Source organism: Candidatus Desulfolinea nitratireducens (assembly GCF_982879505.1).
In genome coordinates, this window is record NZ_CEYOSI010000327.1 from 1 (window position 1) to 2632 (window position 2632).

Here is a 2632-nt window from a genome sequence, read left to right on the forward strand (position 1 = left end):
CGAGACCCTGGCCTTTTTCTTTCGGTGAGAACAACATATTAAGTACCTCCATATATAAATCTTGATTCGATTGGGTAAGATATTCTCATTATATATATTTTCGCCAAAACTGCAAGTTTTTTTAATTATTATTACTTGCAGTTTTGTAAGGTTACATATATACAATGGGGTAATAAAATCAATTTTCCTCAGCGCAGAAAGACCACCAGGGGGGCAATTATCGTTGAAATAAACCTGAATCCTACACCCCTCACTTTATAGGTTGAGTATGCCAACTCCTGGTTTGGGAGTAGTGGATAAAGATTAAATACAGAAAAATATTAAAAAAAGTGGTGCGCCTAAAACGTGCACCACTTTTTCTATTTCAAAAAACTTCTTCAAATTATGTTGGTTATGATGTGAGAGTGCTATTAACCTCAGTGAAAACGTTACCAATGATTGGGCCGAGGATGAGCAAGACGGCCAGAACAACCACTGATACCAGGACTAGGATTAAAGCATACTCTACGAGACCCTGACCTGTTTCTTTCGGTGAGAACAACATGACACATACCTCCATTTACACACATAATTCAATTGGTTAAGGTAAATTAATTATATGCGTATTGGCAATATTTTCAAGGATTTTTTTTAACAATTCTTTCAAATTTGAAAGGTCGCATTTTACGGAGGTCACCCTACGCATTCCAGTCATCCAGACGCTCGCGCAGCTCGGCAACCCTTTCTCGCATCAGCAACGCCCCGATCCCAAAGGCGATCAGGAGCACACCTGTACAGCCGATCAGGATGATGGTCGGGATGCCCTCCAGCAGGCCAAAGGTGATTGTCAGCACGCCAACCACGAGGAAGATGATCGGGGTGACCACCAAGCTCCGAGAACGGTAAACGATCCCGTAGATCAAAACGACCAACGCTTGCAGGAAAAGGACCACGAAATAGATCAACTCCTCTTCGGAGACCATCTGAAAATAGGTCGTGCTCAGGAGGGTAATCTGCGAAAGCATCCCCGTGATAAATGCTGCTGTCTTGCTGCCACCCCGCACAAGGAGATAATGCATCAGCATCCCCAGAGCGGCGGCGACAACTGAGTAAAACTGGGGCTGATCGATTTCAAAATTGGCCAGGATCATAAAATAAGCCAGCAGATAAAGAGCATTGGCGGGAAAGCCAAGCCAGAGATTTTTCTTGCGAAAGGCTTCAATGGTAAAAAGCACGGCGGCGATCACGACCGGGATACTTGCCGCGAGACCTGAATCTTCAAAGGGCGCACTCAATGAGACGAGTACGCCAAGCCCCAGACCGCTATATCGATATACATTTCCCCAATTCACCTTTTCGATCGCGCGCTCCAGAACCACTCCGATCAGATAGAAGAAGACAGACAGGCTAATCAGGGGCGTTAGCCAGGTTTCTGCGTCCTGGTCACGAAGGATATAGATCACGACCAGCAGGATCGCTCCATTGGCGTTATAGGCATATTCGGGGAAGTAGCGCAGTGCATATCCCATTGCAATGATGGCATAAAGACCAAAAATAAAGGCAGCCTTGCCAAGATTTGCATCCGTCGCGGTAAATAAAACAACGGTGTTGACCATTAACAGCAGCGCCCCCAAAAGGCGGGGGGGCAGGCGCCATGTGAGGCGATCTTTGAAATCGTTTTTCAAGAAGAGATCGGGGAGCAGAAGCAATAGACTGGGGATGAGTAATTTATAACCGAGATACAGATCCCACGAGCGGGTGGCATCCAATCCAAAGAAGGTGAAATAAGCAGAAAGGGCGGCAACCAGGGCCAGAGACCAGGTCCACAGGCGAGGCCTGTATATGCTCAACACAGTATAGAGGATCGCCGCACCAAAGAGGACATAGAAACCAAGCGAGATGCTTTCATTCAAACCCCAAAGTGCGGCCACACTTGCCAGCGGAATAGCACCAAAGATCAGCGGCGTTCCAAAATCAGTAAACTTACCCTCTTCAAGAGATTTCAGACCTTCTCCGCTCAGTGCAAAAATTACTCCCCACACGAAGAGGACGATGATCTGCGTGGTTGCACTTGAATTGAATGTATTTAGAAATAGCCATGAGAGGGGCAGCATGCAGAAAACCGCCAGGAAGCGGAAAATGAGGCTCTTTTTGAGCCAATCGCTGGCGAGGTAAAATGCCCCACCAAGATACCAAATAGCGGTCGTTGCCAGCCACCAGGTATTCTCAAAATAGCTTTCGTTGTAGTGAATGAGAAAGGCGACCAGCGATATTAGGAGAAGAATCCCTTGCTGAAGCTGAGATATCCAAAAGAGGGGAAAAGTGAACTTTTCATCCTTCCATTTGCCAAGGAGTTTGGTCGCAAAAATCCCCAGTAGGCCAGAGAGCGAAAGCATGAGAAGATACAGGTCTATGGGTGGATCTTTGAATAAATCGGCAAAAAAGAGCAGGCTGATCCCCAAAGAAATGAAGGCTGTCAAGCAAAAAAAACGCGAGCGAAAAAACCAGACAGCAAAAGCCCAGATGAGGGTCATCAAGGCAAAGACGGTCATCCAATAGACTGTCTCTGCAGATCCCGGTAATTTTACCGAGTCAGCAAGAACACCAAAATCGATCGGGAGCAGCACCGAGAAAATAATAAAGAAAGCAAAAC

At 46.4% G+C, this 2632-nt stretch carries 1 protein-coding gene; it reads right to left on the bottom strand.

The features are described 5' to 3' along the window. Positions 1-677: 677 nt before the first annotated feature. On the bottom strand, positions 678-2632 hold a 1955-nt coding region (locus tag AC3DOM_RS17305; RefSeq protein WP_487920286.1), incomplete at its 5' end, for a hypothetical protein.